Genomic DNA, 17311 nt, shown 5'->3' on the forward strand with positions numbered 1-17311 from the left:
GATCACCTGCGGGTTTTCATGTGAAAATGGCATACAACTGCTGCGTTACGTTGTATGATAGATAAGGATTTTATGAAAGGGGGGCCACCTTTGGGAGCAGTCACCTTGGCCATTTTGATTTTTATCCTGACCCTCGTCCTTGTCATTTGGCAGCCAGGACGTTTAACCATTGGATGGTCAGCATGTGGAGGCGCCATTCTTGCACTTGTCTTTGGTGTCGTTCATCTGGGCGATGTGTGGGAAGTGACGCATATAGTATGGAACGCGACATTTGCGTTTATTGGCATCATTATTATTTCGTTAATTTTAGATGAAATTGGGTTTTTCGAATGGGCTGCACTGCATATGGCAAAAGCCGCAAAAGGGAACGGTGTCCGCATGTTTATTTATTTAACATTGCTCGGCGCTGTCGTGGCTGCTTTTTTTGCGAACGATGGAGCGGCACTGATTTTGACCCCGATCGTCTTGTCTGTGGTGAGAGCGTTAAAGCTGGATGAGCGGATGATCCTGCCTTTTGTGATGGCGAGCGGCTTTATTGCAGATACAACCTCCTTGCCATTTGTGATTAGTAACTTGGTTAATATCGTATCAGCCGACTATTTTCATATTGGATTTCTAGAATATACAGCGAACATGTTCGTGCCAAACCTTGTGTCGCTTGGAGCGAGCATGCTAGTGCTTTATGTGTTTTACCGGAAGCTCATCCCAAAAACATACGATCTGTCACAAGCGAAAGAGCCGGCATCAGCTATTCGAGATATCCGCATGTTCCGCTTGTCTTGGTATGTGCTTGGCTGTCTGCTTGTCGGTTATTTTGCAGGGGAACTCATTGGGGTTCCGGTCTCCATCATTGTGGGCGGTATTGCTCTTGTCTTCTTGTGGCTGGCGAGAAGAAGTCCGCAAGTGGCGACAAAACGCGTCATAAAAGAAGCACCGTGGTCCATAGTCTTTTTCTCAATTGGCATGTATGTCGTCGTATATGGACTGAAGAATGTCGGTCTCACAGAAATATTGGCGGCATGGATCGAACAAGGCGCATCGCATGGCTTGCTTGGGGGAACGATGTTTATGGGCGTGCTTGCCGCAGTGCTGTCCTCTGTCATGAACAATCTGCCCACTGTGTTAATCGATGCGATTGCGATCGGTCATACAGATACAGCAGGCGTCATGAGAGACGGACTGATTTATGCCAATGTCATCGGCTCCAACCTTGGTCCGAAAATGACCCCTATCGGCTCATTGGCGACATTGCTGTGGCTTCATGTTCTCAAGAAAAAGGGCGTCCATATTTCTTGGGGTGCATACATGAAAGCCGGAATCATCCTGACCATCCCAACCTTGATCCTTACTTTACTAGGGTTATATGTGTGGTTATGGCTGATACATTAAAGCTAAATACAAAAGAGAGCAGATCCATGAGATCTGCTCTCCTTTATTACAGATATTTCGCATAGCGCTTTTCTAAAAAGTCTTGAAGCAATGAGACTACGCTGCAAATGCCCCAGTATATGAGTGCGACCAAAATATACATGGTCATATAATCGAATTCTCGTCCACCTACAATTTTTGCTTGCTGGAAGAGCTCCGGTACAGTAATCATCGCAGCCAGTGAGGAGGCTTTGATTAAATCGAGCATGACATTGGTCAATGGCGGCAGTGCGATGCGGACGGATTGAGGTAAAATGACACCGCGCATCGTTTGCCAATAGCTGAGACCTAGTGACTTGGCAGCTTCCACCTGTCCACTCGGAACAGAGGAGAGGGCCGCCCGATTGATTTCTGCAATATAGGCAGCGCTATTGAAGCTGAACCCAATAATGGCAGCGGTGACCGCTGTAAACTCAATCCCGATATAAGGGAATCCAAAATAAAGAATAAACAAAATCACCAGAATGGGCACGCCTCGCATGAATGAGATATACAACCGTGCAGGCAGGCGAAGCATCCACGTGTTCGCCATTCTGGCAAGCGCAATAAAAAAGCCAAGAATTGTACCAAAAAACATGCTCACAAAGGAAATGAGCAGCGTCAGCCAGATGCCTTTCATGACAAATGGAAATGACGCCTTTGCCAGTGCAGGATTAAATATATATTCTAAATGAATATCTCCCACGATTGCGGCTCCTTATTTAGAAATGTCGACATCTTCGACATCAGCATCTATTTTCTTTGAGACGTCTGCATGATGAAAGAATTTTTCGGAAATCTTTTTCATGGTTCCGTCTTTTTTCATGTCTTTTAAGACACGATTTAATTCTTTTTGAAGCTCTGTGTTGTCTTTCTTCATCACAAAACCTTGTTCGTTTGGCATGTATTTTAAGTCAGGGTGAATCGTAATATTTAATTTCGGGAATGCAGCAAGAGCTAGTGTCTGCAAGTAATAATCATTTAGAATGACATCTGTACGACCATTAGCGACATCCTTTAAGTATTGCTCGTTTGTCGCATTATCATAAATGACTTCATTCGCACCGTACTTGCGAGCGACATCCATGTAAATCGTTGTGGCAGCTCCAGCTGCTTTCTTTCCTTTTAAATCTTTTAACTTCTTAATGCCAGACAAATCATCTTTTCGTACGATCGCCGTGCCATAGGAATATTTATAAGGAGTTGAAAAGGCAAACTTATCTTTTCTGTCATCTGTGATGTCAATGTCGTTTGCAGCGGCATCCACTTGACCAGAATTAATGGCGCTCAGCATGCCATCATAGCCCATTTCTTTAAATTCTACTTTCACATCAAGGCGTTTAAACGCTTCTTTGACCACTTCCACTTCATAACCAGTCAATTGATCCTTGCCATTAGATGTATCATGATATGACGTTGGATAAAGGGTGCCTGAAGTAGCAACCACGATTTTCCCTTTCTTTTGAATCTCATCCCACTTTGAATCTCCAGACTGAGAAGAGCTTGATTGACTGCAAGCAGACATGACAAGTATGAAAGCAGACACAACAAGCATCAACCATATCGATTTTCTATGATAAAAACGACTCATTTAAGAATCCTCCTCTATTTTTTATACAAAACAAAACATAGCACGCTTTTTCTGTTAGGACAACGTTTTCAGAAGAAAAGCGAAAAAGTAAGAATATTATGTGCAATTTGCGTGGTGAAATAATGTATAAAAAAGGAAAGTGCGTACAAAATAATTGCGAATAAAGGAGGGAATAACAATGATGAAAAAAGTAAGTGGCTTAATCATATTATCGATGATGCTGTTGTCTGGTTTTTATATGGAAACAGCTTATGGTGAAACACCCCAAATGGAAAAGCGTCCAGTAACGCATCAAGTAAAATTAACGACAGAACAACAAAAACAAATTGAAATGCTTGAGCAGCAAATTCTTTCTAAACGAAAAGAAGTGATTGAGAAATACGTTCAATATGGTGTGTTAACAAAGGAACAAGGTACACATATTACCAAACGAATGGATGAGCATTACAATCATTTGGAAAATAACGGATTTGTTCCATTGCTGAAAAAACCACAGCACCATCGACCATAATGATGAAACCGGCAGCGAGGTGCCGGTTTTTTATTATTTATGAATCTTTTCAGAAGGTGAGACTTTCACCATCTTTAGGGACAAAAATGGCTTGATCTGCATGATGCTCCTGAATGTAAGCTTGTAAAGAAGCTCTTGTTAGCAAGCAATGGTTCACTGCCTCAAGGTGACAAGCGACAATTTGTGCTTTTGGCTGAGAACGGTGAACGTCTAAAATATCTTCCTTCGTCATGGTAATCGGATCGCCTTCTAAAAATTGAGCAGCTCCGCTATTAACCACAATGACATCTGGCTTGCATGTATTGACAACCTCCTTCGGCTCATCACACCAAATGGTATCACCTGCAATGTAAAGGGTAGGTTCATCAGGGTGAGAGAAAACAAAACCGCTGACCTGTCCCATCCGCTTCGCAGTTTCTCCTGTCCCATGCTGTCCACCTGTCCGCTTAATATGAACACCGCAAATGTCTATTTCATCTTCAATGCATGTGACATGCTGGAAACCGGCTTCTTCAACTTCTTTTTTGTCATTCTCCGATTGCGTATAAATGGGCTGGTCTTGAGCTAATTTTTGTTTTGCCTCGTCATCAAAGTGATCCACGTGCAAATGAGTGAGTAAGACAGCATCTGGGTGTAACATGTTGTCTAAGTCAATGTTTACAGGCAGATCAACAATAGGATTGTTCAAATGTTGATTGGCTGTATGAGGAAACGGTGGATATGTTCCTTTTGCTGCTAAAAAGGGATCAATGAAGAAAGTTGCCTGACCATATTGAAGGTATAAAGTAGCATTCCGAATGAGCGTGATTTTCATGAAAGGCCTCCTTTTTTTCTGATTAAGTTTACAGTATATTAAAAGAGTTCCATATGACAGAGGGTAATGAAAGTCTTTCAGCAGAAGGACTTGATTTTTGAAAGAGGTGAGTCAATGTTAGACCAAACCGATATGGATATATTAAAAGAGCTCTCTAAAAACAGTCGATTGACCATGAAAGCGCTAGGTGAAAAAGTTCATTTAACCGGTCAAGCTGTTGCAAATCGTGTGTTAAAGCTTGAAGAAGAGGGTGTGATTGAAGCATATACCATTTCGATTGACTGGCGGACTCAAAAGACCATCCAAACATTTATGCAGCTCTATACCCGCAGTCATCATCACGAACCACTTCTGTCGTTTCTCGACCAACAGGAAGAGATCAAGAACTTGTTTAAAATAAGTGGTGAGGGCTGTTATATGGCTGAAGGCCATTTTTCCAGTCATGATGAACTGGATCTGTTTTTAACGGAGCTGACAAATTACGCAAATTATAAACTGTCTATTGCGGTTAAACGTCTCATTCATCAGTAATAGAAGAGACGCAGGAGGAAAAGGAACGATGAAAAAATTAATCAAAAATCAAGCTGAACCGATGACAAAGGAAAGAATCAAAGCAGACTTGGTTCAACTTGGTGTGAAAAAAGGCATGATTTTATGTGTTCACTCATCTTTATCATCTATCGGCTGGGTAAACGGAGGCGCTGTTGCCCTCATACAAGCATTGATGGAAACCTTATCAGAAGAGGGGACACTGATCATGCCGGCACAAACGTTAGAGCTTTCTGATCCCGCTGATTGGATCAATCCGCCTGTTCCTTTTTCGTGGTGGAAATCGATCAAAGAGACGATGCCTGCATTTGATCCAGCATACACGACGCCAACAGCAATGGGAAAGGTAGCGGAAACGTTTTGGAAATACCCAGGCGTGGCGAGAAGCAATCATCCTCATTTTTCATTCACAGCCTGGGGCAAAAGGAAACATGAGCTTCTGAAACACCACGCACTTTCTTTTGGATTAGGAGAACATTCGCCTCTAGCCCGCATGTATGATCTTCAGGCTCAGGTGCTGCTGATTGGTACGTCATTTGAGAGCCTGACAGCTTTCCATCTTGCTGAATATCGCATCCCTCAGCAAGACCTCATGACAAGAGGAGCTCCCATCTTAGAAAATGGATGGAGGGTATGGAAAGAGTACCAAGATATTATCACAAGAGAAGAACTATTTGAGCAGATCGGTCGTGATTTTCTACAATCAGGAGGCACTCATGATCACGGTCAAATCGGACTTGCCAGTTCATATTTATTGCCGGTGAGAGAATCAGTAGACTTTGCGGAAAAGTGGCTTGATTTGTACGATCAGTCGTGATCTACACAGTTTGGAAATTTATATGATAAAGGTCTTGATCAGGCTGCTGTGAGGTATAGCAGGTGAGCTGATAGTCTCCCTTTGGAATAGGGAAAGATAGCACCTGAGCCATGACGCTTGTGATATAAACTTGATCGCTTGCATGCGTAAAAGGCACTGTAACTATTCTGTCAGCCGAGGCTGGGGGCATATCGCTATTTAAAGTTACGGTAACAGATGCTTTTCCGTTGTTGATCCCTTCAAAGGACACACCCTGATCTCCCATGGCGAATCCTTGAAGAATGTCATCATCTGACCAATCAATCACAGGTGGTGTTTTGCTTCCGGTGTATACGGTGATTTGGTGATAAGAGATAGATAGGGAATAGGCTTGGTTTAACTTATTCATTTAAAAAACTCCTTTATACATAGATTTTCGTTGGAATGTGAATGGTTGAAAGAATGATTCTTGAAGAGAATGTTAGGCAGCAAGACGATTGTCGCCGTCTTGCGCTTCTATTTGAGGAATCTAGATGTGAAATTGCGAAACCATTGCTTTTAAATCTCCTGCTAAATGGGCAAGAGCTTCTGATGATGCTGTTACTTCTTCCATTGAGGCAAATTGTTCTTCTGTTAAACCGGCTACTTGCTGTGAATGTTCACTCGTTAGTTTAACGCCTTCTGTGATAGTGGCAAAGGATTGTTTCGCATCGTTTGTATAAGCTGCGATTTTTTGTGATGCACTAGATAAATGTTTGATGCCATCTGCCATTTCTCTCATTGACTGTTGAATATCAATAAATGATTCTTCTGTATGAGAAATAAGTACAGTCCCTTGAGCCGCTTCCTCTTTTACTCGTTTGATGGCATTCGTCGAATGAGTCATCTCTTTTTGGATTTCAGAAATGAGATGGGAAATCATATTTGATGATGCTTGAGATTCTTCAGCGAGCTTTCTCACTTCGTCTGCGACAACCGCAAAACCTTTTCCATGCTCGCCTGCTCGTGCTGCTTCAATTGCTGCGTTAAGAGCAAGCAGGTTTGTCTGATTAGCGATGTCTGTAATAACATTGGAAATATGATCAATTTCAGCTGAACGTGTTTCTAATGCTTGAACGGCTGTCCCATTTTCCTCGATTGATTTTGCAATAGATGTCATTTGTGAGTTTACTTCCCCAATATTCTGTACACCTTTTAGGGCCATTTCTTGTGCAAATTGACTTCTTGAAGCCATTTGTTCCGCATTTTCCGTGATGTTTGCCAGCTCGTTAGATACTTGAATCATCGTGTGCTCACTTGTTGTCATTTGAGCTGATTGTTCTTCTGATGATTGAGCTACTTCTTGAATACTGTGGGTGATTTTTTCTGATGCTGCACTTGTTTCTTCTGCGCTAGCTGAAAGCTGCTCAGATGAGGTGGCCACTAATTCAGATGTGTTCATGACATTAAGAATGGTTTGATTTAATTTTTCCCGCATCTTATTGAAATGACCAGCCAGGTCAGACAGTTCATCGCCTGCCGTATCCGACACATTGATGGTTAAATTTCCTTCGCCTGCACTTTTAATGGCAGAAGCTATGCACTTGAGGCGTGACTGAAACCGCTTTGTGAAAATAGAAATAATGATAACTGCAACAATTAAACTTAACAACAGAACAATGACAAATTGAATATAGAATGACTGAAGCATTTGTGAAATCATGCTTTGATTGGCGCCCGTATAAAAAATACCAATCGTTTTGCCTGCTTCATTTTTGATCGGCATATAAGCCGTTTGATAGTCTTTCCCGGCAACATTTGCTGTGCCGTAATAGTCTTCTCCTTTATCTAATACAGCTGTCTTCACTTCAGGTGAGACTTCTGTACCGACAGCTCGTTTTCCGTTTAACATGACATTCGTCGCGACACGGGTATTCCCTTGGAAAATTGTGATGGTATCATCGGTATATTCAGCTAATTGGTCAACCAATATATCATGATCATTGATTTGGGTATCCCCTTTATAAAGCTTGCCATCTTTTATCTGCCACGAGCCTGCCACTTTTTCATCTAGGTAGGCATAGCCTAGCTTTAAATCACCTTTTGCTTTTTCAGTGGCCATGCGCTTGATGTTTTCTGTCATTTCACGATTCACCACATAACCAACAACTGCTGAAAAGATGATGAGGACACTTAAAAAGATCAGCAAAATTTTGGCACCAAGCCTCAGTTTTCCCTTTTTCTTCATGCTTTTTGACTCCTTTAGGTATAAGGTAGGTTAAACCTCCTTAAGGATTATCGGCATGAAAAAAATGTTTGAAATACCTGTATGCAGTTACGAGAAAATTTTTTTAGATAGAAAAAGGAAATGGCGTTAATCGATGATAAATTGTATTCTTGTGCCGTCAGGATCATCCGATAATTGATGACCGACCCATGAGCCTGCTCCCCTATTATCTGAAGGACTGATATATTTGACAGAAGCTCCTGTTCCTCCTTCCTTACACATCGCCATCGGCCATTCGTCCCGATCATACCCGCGCTTTGTTGGGATGCCATGAAGTGATTGGTCTCTCTGTTCATCGCTATGTTTACGGTCAATCGTACATACGGATGAATGGCCTTCATCAATTGCCTCTTCTATGTGCTTCGCGGTTTCTGGGTAACGATCTGATGGGAAGTGAATGGTTTTGTCATAAGATGAATTCGTCGTCTCTTGTTTACTTTGCTCCAGCTGAATATAGCCTGTTGTTACACCAACGACGATTAGTAAAAGCAAGAGAATGATTTTAAGAAGTTTCATAGATGCTAGCTCTCTTTCTTGTTTGCGTATTTTGTAAACAGAAGTATAGCAGAATTACTTACCAATTTCTCCTGGTTTTGAAAAAACGCCTTTTAAAGTTCGAAAAACGGTTTTTATCCGTTTTCTTGCTTTTTATATTTGTAAAAATTCATAAAAATTTTAATTTTGCTGGTCAAAAAAAGATTATGCTTTATCAAAATGGCTTTATCATTGCTTTTTGGGCTAATTTCAAGAATTTAACACACAGAAATTTTAAAAAAATAAAATTGACTAGACCGATATGCTTTAATAATATGGAGTCAAATATCAAAAAATGTCGTAATTTATCAAAATATGATTCTATTTACATTGCAGGAGGGGAGTACAAATGGCGGATGTCTCTTATCGGCTTGGTATAGACATAGGAGGAACATTTACTGATTTATCGCTGATGAATGAAGCAACAGGGGCGCTGACTGAACTCAAAACACCCACAGTGACTGACGACCCAGCCCAGGGAATTATCAATGGGCTAAAACTTCTAAAAGACAGAGGCGTTGATTTATCTAAAATCCAATATCTCGTACATGGAATGACAATCGGTCTTAATACATTATTGCAGCGGAAAGGAGCAGATTTAGCCCTTTTTGTGACAGAAGGCTTTCAAGACATATTATCACTACAACGTTTACGATTACCCATTCCTTATGACTTCAATTCTCGTTTGCCGGAACCATTGATACCACGAAAGCATGTATACCCAATCTCTGAAAGGTTGATACACGATGGTACGATCAAAAAACCTCTCCATCTGCAGCAATTAGATCATGCTGTCCAGCAGGTCATGTCTAAAAGGCTAGCAGGTATTGTCATTTCTTTTTTACATAGTTATCAAAATCCAGTTCATGAATTACAGGCAAAAGCCTATATCAAACACCATTATCCGCAATTAGAAGTTCTTACTTCATCTGAATTATGGCCTCAAATGAGAGAATACGAGCGTACTGTGATGTCTGTTGTCAATTTGTACATTCAACCAAAGGTAAAACAGTATTTACAAACATTGAAAAGCCGTTTGAAAGAAGAAGGTGTACCAATTTCTCCATACATTACACAATCAAATGGTGGTTTAATGGATGCAGAAAGTGCAGCAACCTCACCTGTTAAAACACTTTTTTCTGGTCCAGCAGCTGGTGTCATTGGTGCGGCAAGAATCGCAGCCTCTGCAAACGAATCCAACCTGATCACTTTTGATGTAGGGGGGACGAGTGCAGATATCTCCATTATTCAAAAGGGGCAGCCTACAATGGCTCAGTCTAATCAGCTTTCAGGTTTCCCTATCATTCTTCCATCTGTTGCAATGTATTCAATAGGGGCAGGCGGAGGTTCTGTCGCGTGGATTGATCAGGGCGGGCTTCTCAAAGCAGGACCAGAATCAGTTGGCTCACAGCCGGGACCAGCTTCGTATGGTAAGGGAAAGAAAGCCGCCTTAACTGATGCGTTCCTCATATGCGGTTATCTCAATCAAGAGCGTTTTGCCGGAGGACATTTACAACTACAGCTGTCCGCGGCGGAAAAAGCCTTTCAGCCAATTGCTGACCAGCTCAACAAAACGGTAGAAGAAGCGGCTGACCAGCTGATTCAAGTAGCTGTCGCCAATATGTACACAGAATTAAGCAATGTCATGGAGCAGCAGGGGTTTGACCCAAGAGATTTTAGTTTACTAGCGTTTGGCGGAGCAGGACCGGTTGTGGCGAATTTCCTTGCGCGAGAAATCCATGCGAAAAACGTGGTCGTTCCTCCAGGTCCAGGAACATTATGTGCATTAGGTGCTCTGACCGCTGATTTTATTCATGATGCGGTGCTGTCGAAGAAAATATGCTTACAAGACTACTCGATAGATCAACTAAAACAAGATTATGAGATGCTTTCGCGAAAAGCGACTGATTGGTTCAGTCGGCAGAACATTCAGCATATTAAACAGACATCCATTCTATTATTGGCAGATGCACGTTATCAAGGACAAGCCTTTGAGATTGAATTACCATTATCAGCTGAATGGCTGAAGCAAGAACAAGATATCCACCAACTCATTGAAGCCTTTCACAAACTGCATCAGCGTCAATATGGTCATAGAGATGATCAGGCGAACATCGAGTTTACTCATTTACGAGTTCGAGTCATAGGCGAGACGCCGCCGCTGCCTTTCACACCTGTTCATGAAAGCAGCGGACAATCTTTGAAGCCATATGAATACAGGCGAATCTTTATAGAAGAAAAAGAACATGAAGCAGCTATTTATTACAGAGATACTTTGTCAGTAGGTTCTGTCATCAATGGACCTGCCATTATTGAGCAGGATGATACGACAACATTGATTCTGCCAAATTGGACAGGCAGCATTGATCAATCAGGGAACTTGGTGATTTCAAGGGAGGCGGCTTTACATGAGAACTGATCCAGCAAAGCTTGAGATGATGCGCAGTTATTTTAATGCAATTGCGTCTGGCATGGGACATGTCATTGAGCGGACGTCTTTTACGACTTTCGTCAAAGAATCAGCTGACTTTGCGACAGCGTTAGCCACGCCTTCTGGAGATTTCTTTGTTTATCCGAAGACAGTGGGTGTAACGATCTTTTTAGGGCTGAGTCTTAAAAAAGCGATTGAAGAGAGCGGGGCGATGCAGCCGGGAGATATTATCATCACAAATGACCCTTATACGACAGATGGTTTAGCGACTCACCTGCCGGATGTCCATATCATTAAGCCAATTTTCGTAGATGGTGAAATTGTCAGCTATGCTTGGTCTTTTGTTCATGTGAGTGATGTGGGCGGACTTGTGCCCTCGAGTATTTCACCGACAGCAACAGATGTCCATCAAGAAGGATTAAGAATCCCGCCAGTGAAAATTTATGAAGGCGGGAAAGAGAATCAGGTCGTTCGTACCTTTTTAAGAGCCAACAGCCGAGCCAGTCATTTAAATGATGGGGATATCAATGCGATGATTGCTGCAGTAAATACAGCAGAAATTCGGTTAAAAGAAATGATCGGCAAATTTGGAAAAAATGAAGTGAAACAAGGAATGATGGACCTGCTGAAGCAAGCTGAGATTCGTGCAGGAAAGGTCATTGAAGCCATTCCGGATGGAACGAGTGAATTCGCTGATTATTTAGATGATGATATGATCTCGGATGTGCCGATCCGATTGAAAATCAAGTTAACGGTCAAAGGAAAGCGGCTGACGCTGGATTTCTCTGAGTGTGACCCGCAAGTGAAAACAGCTTTTAACCTTGTCACTAATGGTCAGAAGCATTCCTTCCTATATCAAGGGTTGATTAATTACATTATTAGTAAAGATCCCTTTATACCGATTAATGGCGGAATAACATATCCAATTGAAGTGATTTCACCTAAAGGGACGCTGGTGCATCCAGAATACCCGGCCTCTGTTGGTATTCGGCATTCGATTACGATGAGGCTGTATAATGTCGTGCTAGGCGCCATTGGTAAGCTGTTACCTGAAGCAGTGCCGGCAGCAGGTGCAGGTCAATCTGCTATTGTTGTTCTCTCTGTTCCTGATGATCAAACAGGTGGCAGGAAAATGTCTGTTGTCGAACCATTAGGCGGAGGCGGCGGTGCTCAAAATGGAACGGATGGAGTAGATGGCATTGATCATTCATCTGGCTTTTTGAAAAATACACCCATTGAGAGTTTAGAACAGCATATTGATATTCATGTTCACCGATATGAGCTTTTGCCGAACACAGGCGGGGCAGGAGAAAACAGAGGTGGACATGCGATTGGTTTGGAATTTGAAATGATCAAGCCTGAATCTATGGTGACCGCACGAGGAATGGAACGAATGAAGTTTCAGCCTTGGGGGTTAATGGGCGGCCGAGCAGGAGCTGTTGGTGAGGTCAAGCTGATCACAGCAAAAGGTGAAAAACAAGACCAGCCAAAAATAGATGTTCTGCGTCTTGAAAAAGGCGATATTGTGCAATTAATATCACCAAGTGGAGGCGGCTGGGGAAATCCATTTGCTAGAAATAAAGAAAAAGTCCTTCAGGAAGTGGAAGCAGGTCTATTAAGTGAAGAAAGAGCGCTGCAGCAATATGGCGTTAAAGTGTATCTAGACCAAAATGAATGGAAGATTGATGAAAAGCAAACGAATAAGCTTCGTGAAAAGGTTGATCATCCTGCTGATATCATGTGGGATTTCGGAGAACACAGAGAAGCTTATGAGAAAGTATGGACGGATGAAGCCAGCAGCGAGCTTGCTGTGCAGCTGCGTTCTTACCCAGCTAATGAACGTACGCATTATAAACATGCAGTTCATCAACATTTCAGTCATAGAAATGAGCCGTTAACAAAGAAAGATATTATTCAAGCACTTCTTCATATGGATGGACAAAAAGGGGGAAATCAATCATGAAAAGAAGATTAATCACTATTTTTGCAGGTGTACTATCAATGATTCTACTGCTGACAGCTTGCGGTGGAAATGGACAGGATCAAGGTAAACAGCAGCAGACTGTGATCGTTGGCGTATACGGAGGCGATTGGGAAAAGAATATCAAACCAATCCTCGAAAAGTTTGAAAAAGATACGGGAATTAAAGTCCAAACCGTCTCTGGAGCGGATTCTGAATGGTTTACGAAATTAAAAGCGTCCAATGGAAAAAATCCACCGTATGACCTGCTTATTTTACAGCCTGATACGATTCAAAGAGGCATTGCAGCAAATGTTCTTGCGCCGATTGACGAAGAGCAAGCACCGAATGTCAAAAAACTTTACCGTTCTGTCCAAAAGAAGCTCACTATTGATGGGAAACAATATGCAGCAGGCTTTAGCATGGGGCAGCTAGGAATTGCTTATCGAAAAGATCTTGTGAAGCAGGAACCAAACAGCTGGACAGACCTATGGAGCAGTCAGCTAAAAGGGAAGGTGGCGATATCATCTCCGACTTATTCAGCCGGTTTGCAATTTTTCTCTGCGCTTGTCCATGCTCAAGGGGGGACAGAATCAAATCCTAAGGATATTGATAAAGCCTTTAAAAGCCTTTCACAATTAAAAGGACATGTAGCTGCTTTTCCAGATAATCCAGGGTCTATTCAAACCTTGTTAGAACGTGGTGACGTGGCAGCAGTTCCATATTGGGATGGACGAGTATTTGCACTTGAAGAAGAAGGAATGGATATTGGTTTCTCATATCCGAAAGAAGGCGCTGTTGCAGCTGTTGCGAGCTGGGCTTTAACGAAGGGAAGTCAGCATGAAGAAGCGGCTTACAAACTATTAAACTATTTAAGTGGAAAAGAAGCTCAGGAGGCTTTCTCGGAAAAATCTTATTATGGCATGTCGAATTCTGATGTGAAATACGGTGACAAGATTAAGGGGAAGGTCAAGGTTGGAGAGAATTATTATAGCAAGCTGACTTGGGTAGATTACGAAACAGCAACTTCAGAGCTTGGCAATTGGACAAATCGATGGAACGAAGTATTAGGCGGAGGAAAATAGGTGATCGCATGAGTGGAATCCATTTAGAACATATCAGCCAGCATTTCGGCGAGCAGATTGCTCTTAACGATGTCAGTCTTACGGTGAATGAGGGAGAGTTTTTCTCCCTTCTTGGCCCTAGCGGCTGCGGAAAATCAACGTTATTAAACATCATTGGCGGTTTTTTAGAGCCAACAAAAGGTGTCGTCTATATTGGTGATCAGGATGTGACGACTTTACCGCCTTATCAAAGAAAAACGGGTATGGTCTTTCAAAGCTATGCACTCTTTCCGCATCTGACCGTATTTGATAATGTGGCGTACGGGTTAAAGGTTCAAAAGAAAAAGAAGGCAGAAATCAAAGAGAAAGTAATGGAATGTTTGTCTCTTGTGCAATTAGAGGCGTTTGCGAAACGTATGCCGCATCAATTAAGTGGTGGACAGCAGCAGCGGGTAGCGATTGCAAGGGCGCTTGCGATTCAGCCGTCTGTTCTTCTTCTTGATGAACCGCTCAGTAACCTAGATGCAAAACTTAGAAAAAATATGCAGACAGAGCTTCGAAATATTCAAAGGAATGTCGGAATTACAACCATCCTCGTGACCCATGACCAAGAGGAAGCATTAAGCCTTTCTGATCGGATTGGGATTTTAGGTGAGGGAAGAATCCAGCAGATTGGGACGCCTTTAGAGGTGTATCGCCAGCCAAACAATCGATTTGTTGCTGAATTTATCGGACAGGTGAACCTATTTGAAGCAGTATATGATGAAGCTAAAGCTGCATTTATCGTTCCTCATTTAACCCAGTCAAACGGGCAGCATGTTGAGTTAAAGGCTGCGGCACACCAAGAGAAGAAGGGGAATCATTTACTCATGCTCCGTCCAGAAAGAATCGGCATATCTTCTGAGTGGGAAGACGTTCAGCCCAACCATGTATCAGGCGTGCTGGCAGATGTCAGTTATATTGGTCACTCATTACGTTTGGTGGTGGGGCTCGATAGCGGTGAAATGATTGTCCATGCTTCTGATGCAGCATTTCCTGAACTGCCGAAAGCTGGAGAAGCTATTCATATCAATTGGCAGCCTGAAGATATTGTTTTCCTAGATTCGAAGGTGCACACGTGATGCGTATCAAGAAAAAGAATCAGCGATTTCATTGGTTCATGCTGCTGCCTGCGTGTTTGTTTCTTGTTGTATTTCTTCTAGCGCCGCTTGTGATGATGTTCGTCCTCAGTTTTCGCGATGTGGATTCAATGATGAATACATTACAAACATATAGCTTTTCTCAATATATTCATGTGTTCACGACAGATGCGTATGTGAAGGCGATTGGAAGTACAGTGTGGGTAGCCTTGCAGACAACGGTGATTTGTTTATTGATGGCATACCCCGCAGCATACGTGCTCGTCAAGGCACCTCATCCGCGTCTGCGGGCATTTTTCTATATCTTACTTGTCTCGCCGCTTTTGACAAGTGTTGTGATTCGGACGTTTGCATGGATTGTCCTTCTTTCGCAAAATGGTCTGGTCAATGGCATGTTATTAGATTTACATGTGATTGAAAAGCCGCTCTCTATGCTGTGGAATATGAATGCGGTGATTATTGCTTATGTTCAGGTCATGCTGCCTTTTGCAGTGCTGCCTATCGCGACGAGCTTAACCGATATGGATCGTCATTTACGACCGGCTTCTATGAGTCTAGGAGCTGGACGTATTCGAACCTTCTTTCATGTGACCTTTCCACTGACCATTCCAGGTATGGTGACTGGAGCTATTATTGTCTTTTCACTGGCGGCTGGGAGCTATATCACCCCGCTGTTAGTCGGCGGAAGGATGCAGCCTCTGCTGCCGCTGTCTATTTATCAGCAGGTCATGCAGGTGTATAACTTGCCTCTTGCTGCAGCGATGTCCTTTACGTTATTGGTTTGTGTGCTTGTGGTGGTCAGTTTATTAAGCTATCTATTGAAGCGTTGGGAGGCGAGGATGCATGCGTAAAAAATCATTAGGTGACCGCTTGCTTTCAATCCTGATTTGGACTGCTGGGTCATTGGTTTATCTCTTTTTAACCATACCTGTTCTTGTCATCGTCTTATCTGCTTTTAGTCCAAATGCCTTTCCTGAATTTCCGCCGACTTCGTTCTCCGTTCGTTGGTTTCAAGAGGTCGTGTCGAATCCAGAATGGATGGAGTCTCTGCGTATTAGTGTGATTTTGCTATTCATCGTAACGCCTCTCACGGTTCTTTTAGGCACGATGGCTTCGTATGCTTTAGCAAGGCTTTCCTTTAAGGGAAAGGAGGCCATCCAAGCCTTCATTTTGTCACCTCTTATGATTCCTCAAGTGGTGTTAGGGATTGCCATGCTTTATTTGTTTACGGCTATGGGGTTTACGGGATCTTTGTGGGCGCTTGTCATAGGTCACGTCATTATTGGCTTTCCCTATGTGGTTCGAACAGTAGGCGTCAGTGTCTCGAATTTGGACCCGCGGCTTGAGCTAGCTTCAATGAATCTTGGCGCAGGACCCATTCGCACATTCTTTCGAGTGACGCTGCCTTTGATTAAGCCAGGAATTATTGCAGGCGGGGTGTTTTCAGCTGTGACGTCATTTGGGGAAATATCGATCAGTTTGTTCGTTTCCTCTCCCCAAACCATTACGATTCCCATCAGGACGTTTAATTACATTGAGCAAACCTTTGATCCGAGTGTCAATGCGATATCTGTCATATTTATTATCATTTCTATCATTGCGTTGCTCATCATTGAGAAAACGATTGGCCTGTCTAAGGTGATGTAAATATAATGAAGAAACAAGGGAGCTGTCATTTGAAATGGCAGCTCTTTTTGTGTTGTTTTTACGGTAAATATTTTCAATTTTTCAGGGAATATAGTTCTTAAGATTTAAGAAATTTTGGAGAATGAAAGGAGACCTCTATCCTGCATTTTCGGTCATATTTGCAAATTTTAAGGGGAAACATGAAATTTTTGCGGTATTTAGTCGATTATTTTCGGTTGAACGCAACTATTATTAGTTATTTTCGGTAAATATCGTAAATTATCATGTGATTCATTCGGTATAACGCATGAATCTTTACACCCATTTTTCGGTGAAAAAAACAATAATTTCATATAAAGTGGACGTAAATAGAAAATATTTAAAAAGAAAAGAAGAAAAAGGCAAATCTATGGAAACGTAGAGACGCAAAGCCATGTCCTAAGGTAAATGTTGCTTTTTTACTATGGTCGGCAGGTTACCGAATCAAAATGGGAGTCCCTCCGTTTTATTCGGGGTGGGCTTCTTTCCGTATTGCGTCTATTTAATCAAATAGACTTGGTTCTTTTGATATAGAGGGTTCAGGGTGTCACATTGGTGGAGAAAACATAGAAGAGGCGGAGGAT

At 42.3% G+C, this 17311-nt stretch carries 16 protein-coding genes and 1 riboswitch; of the genes, 10 read left to right on the forward strand and 6 right to left on the reverse strand.

Features of this window, described 5'->3' with window-relative positions:
- The first annotated feature begins 90 nt into the window (after positions 1 to 90).
- The gene (locus tag C6Y06_RS14090; RefSeq protein ID WP_106037076.1) at positions 91 to 1389 is read left to right on the forward strand and encodes an arsenic transporter; all 1299 of its coding nucleotides are present in this window, start codon (positions 91 to 93) and stop codon (positions 1387 to 1389) included.
- A gap of 46 nt (positions 1390 to 1435) precedes the next feature.
- Here C6Y06_RS14090 and C6Y06_RS14095 read toward each other — a convergent pair whose 3' ends face one another.
- Together C6Y06_RS14095 and C6Y06_RS14100 are read right to left on the reverse strand one after the other, a co-directional pair.
- Positions 1436 to 2113, reverse strand: a complete 678-nt coding sequence (locus tag C6Y06_RS14095) for an amino acid ABC transporter permease (RefSeq protein WP_034664171.1) — start codon at positions 2111 to 2113, stop codon at positions 1436 to 1438.
- 12 nt (positions 2114 to 2125) lie between these two features.
- Positions 2126 to 2998: a transporter substrate-binding domain-containing protein gene (locus C6Y06_RS14100; RefSeq protein WP_106037077.1), complete on the reverse strand. Its 873-nt coding sequence runs from the start codon at positions 2996 to 2998 to the stop codon at positions 2126 to 2128.
- 181 nt (positions 2999 to 3179) lie between these two features.
- Here C6Y06_RS14100 and C6Y06_RS14105 point away from each other — a divergent pair, with 181 nt between their 5' ends.
- Positions 3180 to 3509: a YckD family protein gene (locus C6Y06_RS14105; protein WP_106031600.1), complete on the forward strand. Its 330-nt coding sequence runs from the start codon at positions 3180 to 3182 to the stop codon at positions 3507 to 3509.
- A 49-nt stretch (positions 3510 to 3558) separates the two neighbouring features.
- On the opposite strand, the gene C6Y06_RS14110 is transcribed toward C6Y06_RS14105, so the two are convergent.
- Complete coding sequence (locus C6Y06_RS14110) at positions 3559 to 4323, reverse strand: MBL fold metallo-hydrolase (protein WP_060595506.1); 765 nt, start codon at positions 4321 to 4323, stop codon at positions 3559 to 3561.
- 114 nt (positions 4324 to 4437) lie between these two features.
- On the opposite strand from C6Y06_RS14110, the gene C6Y06_RS14115 reads away from it, so the two are divergent.
- Positions 4438 to 4854, forward strand: coding sequence for an Lrp/AsnC family transcriptional regulator (locus tag C6Y06_RS14115; RefSeq protein ID WP_034664465.1), 417 nt, complete (start codon positions 4438 to 4440; stop codon positions 4852 to 4854).
- Between the two features lie 28 nt (positions 4855 to 4882).
- Complete coding sequence (locus tag C6Y06_RS14120) at positions 4883 to 5689, forward strand: AAC(3) family N-acetyltransferase (protein WP_095285948.1); 807 nt, start codon at positions 4883 to 4885, stop codon at positions 5687 to 5689.
- A 1-nt stretch (position 5690) separates the two neighbouring features.
- On the opposite strand, the gene C6Y06_RS14125 is transcribed toward C6Y06_RS14120, so the two are convergent.
- The 3 genes from C6Y06_RS14125 to C6Y06_RS14135 form a co-directional block, all read right to left on the reverse strand.
- A complete protein-coding gene (locus tag C6Y06_RS14125; RefSeq protein ID WP_066031345.1) occupies positions 5691 to 6077 on the reverse strand; it encodes a competence protein ComJ in 387 nt (128 codons plus the stop codon).
- A 120-nt stretch (positions 6078 to 6197) separates the two neighbouring features.
- Complete coding sequence (locus tag C6Y06_RS14130) at positions 6198 to 7895, reverse strand: methyl-accepting chemotaxis protein (protein ID WP_106037078.1); 1698 nt, start codon at positions 7893 to 7895, stop codon at positions 6198 to 6200.
- A 126-nt stretch (positions 7896 to 8021) separates the two neighbouring features.
- Complete coding sequence (locus C6Y06_RS14135) at positions 8022 to 8450, reverse strand: NucA/NucB deoxyribonuclease domain-containing protein (protein ID WP_060595509.1); 429 nt, start codon at positions 8448 to 8450, stop codon at positions 8022 to 8024.
- 367 nt (positions 8451 to 8817) lie between these two features.
- Between C6Y06_RS14135 and C6Y06_RS14145 the strand changes: the two genes are divergently transcribed.
- Genes C6Y06_RS14145 through C6Y06_RS14170 form a run of 6 tightly spaced genes read left to right on the forward strand, consistent with a single transcriptional unit; the run spans position 8818 to position 16709 of the window.
- The gene (locus C6Y06_RS14145) at positions 8818 to 10887 is read left to right on the forward strand and encodes a hydantoinase/oxoprolinase family protein (protein ID WP_106037079.1); all 2070 of its coding nucleotides are present in this window, start codon (positions 8818 to 8820) and stop codon (positions 10885 to 10887) included.
- Positions 10877 to 12862, forward strand: a complete 1986-nt coding sequence (locus C6Y06_RS14150) for a hydantoinase B/oxoprolinase family protein (RefSeq protein ID WP_106037080.1) — start codon at positions 10877 to 10879, stop codon at positions 12860 to 12862. The genes C6Y06_RS14145 and C6Y06_RS14150 overlap by 11 nt, the downstream gene beginning before the upstream one ends.
- The gene (locus C6Y06_RS14155; RefSeq protein WP_034664150.1) at positions 12859 to 13944 is read left to right on the forward strand and encodes an ABC transporter substrate-binding protein; all 1086 of its coding nucleotides are present in this window, start codon (positions 12859 to 12861) and stop codon (positions 13942 to 13944) included. Before C6Y06_RS14150 ends, C6Y06_RS14155 begins: the two co-directional genes overlap by 4 nt.
- 8 nt (positions 13945 to 13952) lie before the next feature.
- A complete protein-coding gene (locus C6Y06_RS14160) occupies positions 13953 to 15044 on the forward strand; it encodes an ABC transporter ATP-binding protein (protein ID WP_106037081.1) in 1092 nt (363 codons plus the stop codon).
- The gene (locus C6Y06_RS14165; RefSeq protein WP_034664145.1) at positions 15044 to 15913 is read left to right on the forward strand and encodes an ABC transporter permease; all 870 of its coding nucleotides are present in this window, start codon (positions 15044 to 15046) and stop codon (positions 15911 to 15913) included. The genes C6Y06_RS14160 and C6Y06_RS14165 overlap by 1 nt, the downstream gene beginning before the upstream one ends.
- The gene (locus C6Y06_RS14170) at positions 15906 to 16709 is read left to right on the forward strand and encodes an ABC transporter permease (protein ID WP_106031578.1); all 804 of its coding nucleotides are present in this window, start codon (positions 15906 to 15908) and stop codon (positions 16707 to 16709) included. The genes C6Y06_RS14165 and C6Y06_RS14170 overlap by 8 nt, the downstream gene beginning before the upstream one ends.
- A gap of 369 nt (positions 16710 to 17078) precedes the next feature.
- A riboswitch (cyclic di-GMP riboswitch) is annotated at positions 17079 to 17171 on the forward strand.
- Positions 17172 to 17311 lie beyond the last annotated feature (140 nt).

The sequence above is a fragment of the Bacillus sp. MZGC1 genome, assembly GCF_002998605.1.
GTDB lineage: Bacteria > Bacillota > Bacilli > Bacillales > Bacillaceae > Bacillus.

What these genes read in the sequence shown, in the direction of transcription:
- C6Y06_RS14115 (WP_034664465.1), top strand. Translation starts at nt 4,438, where the DNA reads ATGTTAGACCAAACCGATATGGATATATTAAAAGAGCTCTCTAAAAAC.
- C6Y06_RS14100 (WP_106037077.1), bottom strand. Translation starts at nt 2,998, where the DNA reads ATGAGTCGTTTTTATCATAGAAAATCGATATGGTTGATGCTTGTTGTG.
- C6Y06_RS14110 (WP_060595506.1), bottom strand. Translation starts at nt 4,323, where the DNA reads ATGAAAATCACGCTCATTCGGAATGCTACTTTATACCTTCAATATGGT.
- C6Y06_RS14160 (WP_106037081.1), top strand. Translation starts at nt 13,953, where the DNA reads ATGAGTGGAATCCATTTAGAACATATCAGCCAGCATTTCGGCGAGCAG.
- C6Y06_RS14145 (WP_106037079.1), top strand. Translation starts at nt 8,818, where the DNA reads ATGGCGGATGTCTCTTATCGGCTTGGTATAGACATAGGAGGAACATTT.
- C6Y06_RS14125 (WP_066031345.1), bottom strand. Translation starts at nt 6,077, where the DNA reads ATGAATAAGTTAAACCAAGCCTATTCCCTATCTATCTCTTATCACCAA.
- C6Y06_RS14105 (WP_106031600.1), top strand. Translation starts at nt 3,180, where the DNA reads ATGAAAAAAGTAAGTGGCTTAATCATATTATCGATGATGCTGTTGTCT.
- C6Y06_RS14135 (WP_060595509.1), bottom strand. Translation starts at nt 8,450, where the DNA reads ATGAAACTTCTTAAAATCATTCTCTTGCTTTTACTAATCGTCGTTGGT.
- C6Y06_RS14170 (WP_106031578.1), top strand. Translation starts at nt 15,906, where the DNA reads ATGCGTAAAAAATCATTAGGTGACCGCTTGCTTTCAATCCTGATTTGG.
- C6Y06_RS14120 (WP_095285948.1), top strand. Translation starts at nt 4,883, where the DNA reads ATGAAAAAATTAATCAAAAATCAAGCTGAACCGATGACAAAGGAAAGA.
- C6Y06_RS14155 (WP_034664150.1), top strand. Translation starts at nt 12,859, where the DNA reads ATGAAAAGAAGATTAATCACTATTTTTGCAGGTGTACTATCAATGATT.
- C6Y06_RS14130 (WP_106037078.1), bottom strand. Translation starts at nt 7,895, where the DNA reads ATGAAGAAAAAGGGAAAACTGAGGCTTGGTGCCAAAATTTTGCTGATC.
- C6Y06_RS14150 (WP_106037080.1), top strand. Translation starts at nt 10,877, where the DNA reads ATGAGAACTGATCCAGCAAAGCTTGAGATGATGCGCAGTTATTTTAAT.
- C6Y06_RS14165 (WP_034664145.1), top strand. Translation starts at nt 15,044, where the DNA reads ATGCGTATCAAGAAAAAGAATCAGCGATTTCATTGGTTCATGCTGCTG.